At 31.6% G+C, this 5,906-nt stretch carries 6 protein-coding genes; all 6 read left to right on the top strand.

What is annotated here, in order from left to right:
- On the top strand, positions 1-630 hold a 630-nt coding region (locus tag ACFEMA_RS14600), incomplete at its 5' end, for a hypothetical protein (RefSeq protein ID WP_411768951.1).
- Between the two features lie 153 nt (positions 631-783).
- Positions 784-1,170, top strand: coding sequence for a mannose-1-phosphate guanylyltransferase (locus ACFEMA_RS14595; protein WP_411768950.1), 387 nt, complete (start codon positions 784-786; stop codon positions 1,168-1,170).
- A gap of 591 nt (positions 1,171-1,761) precedes the next feature.
- Positions 1,762-2,256: a hypothetical protein gene (locus tag ACFEMA_RS14590; RefSeq protein WP_411768949.1), complete on the top strand. Its 495-nt coding sequence runs from the start codon at positions 1,762-1,764 to the stop codon at positions 2,254-2,256.
- Between the two features lie 244 nt (positions 2,257-2,500).
- The gene (locus ACFEMA_RS14585; protein WP_411768948.1) at positions 2,501-3,310 is read left to right on the top strand and encodes a hypothetical protein; all 810 of its coding nucleotides are present in this window, start codon (positions 2,501-2,503) and stop codon (positions 3,308-3,310) included.
- Positions 3,311-3,346: 36 nt separating this feature from the next.
- Positions 3,347-4,129: a hypothetical protein gene (locus ACFEMA_RS14580; protein ID WP_411768947.1), complete on the top strand. Its 783-nt coding sequence runs from the start codon at positions 3,347-3,349 to the stop codon at positions 4,127-4,129.
- A 163-nt stretch (positions 4,130-4,292) separates the two neighbouring features.
- On the top strand, positions 4,293-5,690 hold the full coding sequence (locus ACFEMA_RS14575) for a hypothetical protein (protein WP_411768946.1): 1,398 nt from the start codon (positions 4,293-4,295) through the stop codon (positions 5,688-5,690).
- Positions 5,691-5,906: the final 216 nt, after the last annotated feature.

The following is a 5,906-nucleotide window of genomic DNA, read 5'->3' as shown; positions in this document are numbered from 1 at the left end:
ATGTATAACCGCAATTACGGCGGATTCGACTACGTCCGAATCCACTCGGAATTGCTACCGTCGGTCTCTGCCGAAAGATTGTTTAACTTTAAGCCGCAACTGACGGTTATACGAGACCGTTGTAGCACATTAAACCAAAATCGCGTGAAAAGAATGAATACCTACATAATCTTCGGAGTTTTAGCATTAATCGGAATATTCGCTTTGATTAATTGGAATTCTAAACGGAATTCAAACGCACACGGAATTGCGGAAAATAAGACTGAATTGCGGAATCGTGAAATCCAACAAGAAAAACGAGATTTAAAACTCATTATCACCTACGACTACGGAGAAAAAACAGAAATTATAACTGAAAAAGCAACAGCAGAAATAATAAAAAGTACGATGAAATCAATCAATTGGAATGAATTTCACATTGTGCAATTGGAAGACAAAAATGCGGATGGATATAAAGCTTTGGATGTTGGTGGAAGTTTAGGAGATGATGGATTAGCTTCTGGACTTGTGACAGACGATGACCATATTCTATTGGTAAAACCATTGGAAACGGTTGACCAAATGACTGAAATACTTCTTGACTTTTTGAAAGGAGAAGAAATTTGGCGGAATAAATATGAATATAAATAACGTGCTACAACAACGTGTAAGCGCAATAACGGCTGAATTTCCTAATCGGAAATTCAACTCGTTTTGCTAAATTAGGTGCGTCAGCGGAAAGTACTCGCGCACTTTCCCGTTACTGACGCTTACACAAAACCGTTGTAGCACATTTGAGAAACGATGAAACCTGAATTAAAATATATCGAATTGAAAAGCGGATTTGGAGATACTGGACCTGCGTGGATCGGAATGGCGGAATTCTCAAAATCTGGTCGAACTGTGTATTTTAATGGAAAAGCTCTTAAAAATTCAAATGCACAAGGAATTGTTGGAAATTTCTACGACATAGAAAACGGAGACGAATATTGGATTTCTGGAATAAAGAAAAATGGAACTGACCGACATTGGGCTGGTGGTGGAAAAATTATGGTTGACAGAAAGGTTGTTGACCTATATTTAAGTCTTGTTGATTTTAATGTTTTGGATAAAAAAAGTTTTGAACTAGTTGATATTTTCCCAACTGATAAGCAAAAGTTTGCGGAATTGGAAAACCAAAAATTAAACTAAAAACATTGTGTCTAAAAAGAATACCAACATCGTTTTAGGCTTAATTCAAATGGTGTTGTCTGTATACTGGATTTATGAAATGATATCTCTTTATTACAAATATCATTATACAGATATTCTTTTTGCTTTTATGTATCCTAAATGGGTTCTAATTTTAAACGTTTTATTGAGTTTAATAAACTTGTATTTCGGAATAAAATTATTGAACGATAAAATACCCATCAAACGAAGTTACTTAACAATGTTGATTTTAATAATCATTGGAGGATTGATAAATATTTTGAGCGTGGCATAAATAAAAACGTGCTACAACAATGTGTATAATTCATTGCTAGTAATAGCCTACTTACGAAAATTCCGCTGGAATTTTCTATCCGTAATTATTTGCTAACTTTAGTGCTTAAACCACGCAACGAAATCATACACTAGACCGTTACCACACATTTGAGAAAAATCGTATTAATATTGACAATAATCAGTTTGTTTTATAATTGTAAAACTGACAAGAGAAACGTGGAACAAAAAAACGCTGAATTTTATTATCCACGAATTAAAAATTTTGAGAATGACTCGATTCTTACAAAAATATATTTGGATTCTATAAAAAATTATGGCGAACTGATTAAAATTGCGGATAGAATTGCTTGTAATGGAAAAACACCTGTTTTGAAGTTTAACTATAACAAAACTGACTTTAATTTTTTACTTTTTAAAATGTGTTCAGAATCGAATGTTATAGCAGACTATTCAGGAAAAAACGTAATCTCAATTGAAAATAATACTGTAATTATAAATGACCAAATAGAGAAACCTATAGACAGTTTAAAATCAATTTTACGAAATCACATACTAAATCCAGAAAAGCAAGATGACTATTCTCAAAATATTGAAAAAGCATTAATTTTTTATTATCAGGATAGTACGTTTGGAAAAGAAGAAATTAAGAAACAATTCATAAAAATAGCGACTGAATTTAACGAGCTAAATCAAAAAAATGGAGATAGTCTTCCGTTGAAAATCAAGTTAAGTGATTATGCATACATCCGAATTGATATGCCAATACCTCCACCACCGATTGAAAAATAAAAAACGTGTGGTAACAATGTATAACCGCAATTACGGCGGATTCGACTACGTCCGAATCCACTCGGAATTGCTAACGTCAGTGCTAAACCGAAAATTAACGCATATTAACCCGTAACTGACGGTTATACGAGACCGTTGTAACCAATATTGAAAAACGCCTATGGGAACTTGGGGAACAGGAATTTCTTCAAATGACGTTTACGAAGACATCAACTATGAATTCTTTGAGTTGTACAATCAAGGAATGGAAGTTTCTGCCATAACCGAAAAGTTAAACAAAGAAAATAAAGAACTGATTGACTCTCACGAAGACCAAAATAATTTTTGGATTACCATAGCTAAATCTCAATGGGAATGTAAAGCTCTTGACCCAAAAATCTACAATCGAATTAAAGACATTGTGGAATCTGAAAAGGACATTGAATTGTGGAAAGAGCTTGAAGCCTCAAAATCGGATTTGACAAAGCGTAGAAAAGTATTAGAAAACTTTCTGGAAAAAATATCAACCGAAAAGAAAACTGCACGAAAGAGAAAGGTTAAGAAGAAAAGAGATGCGATTTTCCAAAAAGGAGATTGTTTAATATTCAAATTAAGTGACGGAGACTTCTGTGGAGCATTCGTACTTGAATCAGAAAAAGAATCGGAATTCGGACTTAATTTGGTCGCAGTAACTGACATAAAAAAATCTGACAAACCGACTGAACAAGATTTTGAAAACGCAAAAATTCTATTCGGACTTGAGCAACAAATAAATAAAGAATTCAAACCAAAAGAAAAAATAAGCTGGTATTACGCTCAACATTACAAAAAAGCGGAAATTGAAATCGAGAAAATCGGACAATTAGAAGTTGACAAGAATTATTATTCTTCAAGACATTATCAAAATTTTTCGAATTGGGATAACCTAAAATTATTTCAAGACAGTTATTACTCTGACTTGGGAAAAAATAAGTGCGACGTAAATGTTCCACTAAAAAGTTTAAGAAAAAATACTGGTTACAACAATGGCTATAATTCATTGTGGCAACGAGTTAAAACAAAGTTTAATTTATAAATTAAAGGTCTGGATTTCGGCGGAATAATCCTGCGGATGATTCCACAACGAAATCATAGCCCAACCGTTGCCAACAATTTGAGAAAAATCAGAAACATATCGACAATTTTTTTATTTCTATTATCAATTCAGGCTTTTTCACAAAAATTTGAAATGAAAATTGACTCTATTCTGAATCTGGAAATTGCTGACTTAAAGACAAGCGGAATAAAAGAAATTGGATACACAAAACTGACTTGCATAAATTATGGAATTTCCTCAACTGCATATTTGCTTTGGAAAAAAGACAATTCAACATTTATTCAAAAATTTAAAAACTCTGAATACGATAATAAATCATTAGAAAAATTCAAACCAATTAAAATAACTGATTCAACATTTTTTGAGTTTTATAATCAAAACAAGGAGAAATTGAATATTGAGAATATTGAACATTTTGAATATAAACCAGACTCGATTGTCGGAAATAAAACTTACTCAAGCAGAATAACGACTTCTCATTCTTGCTTCAGACATTTTGTAATAAAATCAGACAAAGAAAATTTACATAAGCAATTTGATTATTTTGATTTAAAAGAGTTTGACCAAAAAAAAACATATGCTTCAAAACGCAAATACACAAAAGAGGAAATTAAGAAATGGGAAGAAAGAGGCTGGGAAGGAATGGAATATGAAATAATTCACGAAAATTATCCTAAACGAAATTTAAACTTTGAGATAAATAAAGAATTAAAGATTGTGAAATGGGATAAAATTATGACTGAATTTATTGAAAAACTGGAATCCGAAAACAAATTTGAATTAATAAAAACAGAATAAAAACTGTTGGCAACAACGTGTATAATTCATTGCTAGTACTCGCCTACTTACGAAAATCCTCGCGGATTTTCAGTTTGGTGCGTACTTGCAAAGTTAAGTGCTAAACCACGCAACTACTCATAGCCGAGACCGTTAGCTACCATATGAACAAACACCTGAACACATGAATAAAATTCTTTTCTTATTGATAGCTTTCACAGTCTTAAGTTGTGCAAAGGAAAAAGAAATAAATCAAGAATTCGGTAACATTCCGACTGAATTAATAAGTGCTTTAGAATCCATCAATAAAGGTCAAGTATTTGAAATTAATCCATCTCAACCGAATACGCTAGTTGGAAAAAGTGGAACAATTCTACTTATTCCAGAAAATTCAATTGTTGACCAAAATGGTAATGTTGTTACTAAAAACGTTTTTATAAAAATTAAAGAAAATTTCACTAAATCGGACTTTATCGCTTCTAATTTGCAAACTATGCATAACGATAAAATTCTTGAATCGTTAGGAATGGTTTTTCTATCTGCGAATGATGAAAACGGGAATGAATTAAAAATAGCAACTGGGAAATCTATAAGATTGCAAATCCCTCAAAAAGGAATTAAGGAAAACGCAAAAATATTTTTAGGAATCAGAGAAGAAAATGGATTAATCAATTGGGACAAAATAGAAGAACCATCAAAATCTTTAACACCTTATCCTATAAAATTTATAAGTAAAAATCGGTTTTGGACAGAATGTTCTAACTATTATGGCATTACTACAGATACATTAAAATATACGGATTACAACTATTATGGGAACATAACCGATTTTGAAAACACACTTTTAGCTACAAAAGAATTTTCTGATAGATTTAGCACTACTTGTTGGAAAGATGTTCTAAATATTTATATAAATAATCTTGACAAAAATCTTTGGGAAATTGATGAGTTAACTGTTCAATATTTCATCAAAGATTCAACAGAAAGAGTTAATTATCATTTAAACAATATTCCACCAGGACCAAATGGAGGTCCAAGAACTAAAATGCAAAAAGAAGCTCACGAGTCAATATTAAAAGATGCTAAGGAACACGGACGTTGGAAAATTGAACTTTATAAAAAATTTGCATCTCAAAAGCTTACTAAAATTGATACAAGCCGGATAATTGACACAACAAAACTAAAGGAACTGAATAATGTTCTAATAACCTATGATGCAATGAATTTTGGATGGATTAATGTAGATTTCTTTTACGATGACCCAAAAGCAAGTCCGACCAAATTAGCTGTAAAGACTTCGGCAAAATCAAATTTGACAAGTCTGATTTTTGAAGAAAGAGATGTAATTTTAAGTGGAATAGAAAAATCAACAAATGAATATTGGTTTACGAAAAATGAAGATGGATACAACAAATTACCTAAAGGAGAAAAAGCAACAATCATATCAATTGGATTTGATAATAGAGGACTTACCTTTGGCGAGAAAGTTATAGAAATCGGAGAAAATGAAGAAGAATTTATTGAAGTGAAACCGATAAGCGAAATTGAATTAAAACAAAAACTAAAAAAATACGGTAGCTAACAACGTGTATAATTAATTGCTTTGGTCGTTGCCTATTTGGAAAATTCCTTCGGAATTTTCACGCGTTCGTTTTTGCTTACTAAATTAGTTGCTTAAACACGCAACTAACCATACACAAACACGTTGTGGTGCATATGAAAAAAACAGCATTTCTAATATTAATGACAATGACTTTTAATTCAGTTTCTGGTCAAAATTTAAATGGAAAATGGTTAC

This window comes from Winogradskyella sp. A3E31, from assembly GCF_046720935.1.
Taxonomy (GTDB): domain Bacteria; phylum Bacteroidota; class Bacteroidia; order Flavobacteriales; family Flavobacteriaceae; genus Winogradskyella.
The sequence above is the reverse complement of the archived record's forward strand: the minus strand, read 5'-3'. Positions and strand labels throughout refer to the sequence as shown.

Coding starts and splice junctions, on each gene's coding strand:
- ACFEMA_RS14595 (WP_411768950.1), top strand. CDS start 784: ATGAAACCTGAATTAAAATATATCGAATTGAAAAGCGGATTTGGAGAT.
- ACFEMA_RS14580 (WP_411768947.1), top strand. CDS start 3,347: ATGATTCCACAACGAAATCATAGCCCAACCGTTGCCAACAATTTGAGA.
- ACFEMA_RS14575 (WP_411768946.1), top strand. CDS start 4,293: ATGAATAAAATTCTTTTCTTATTGATAGCTTTCACAGTCTTAAGTTGT.
- ACFEMA_RS14585 (WP_411768948.1), top strand. CDS start 2,501: ATGGAAGTTTCTGCCATAACCGAAAAGTTAAACAAAGAAAATAAAGAA.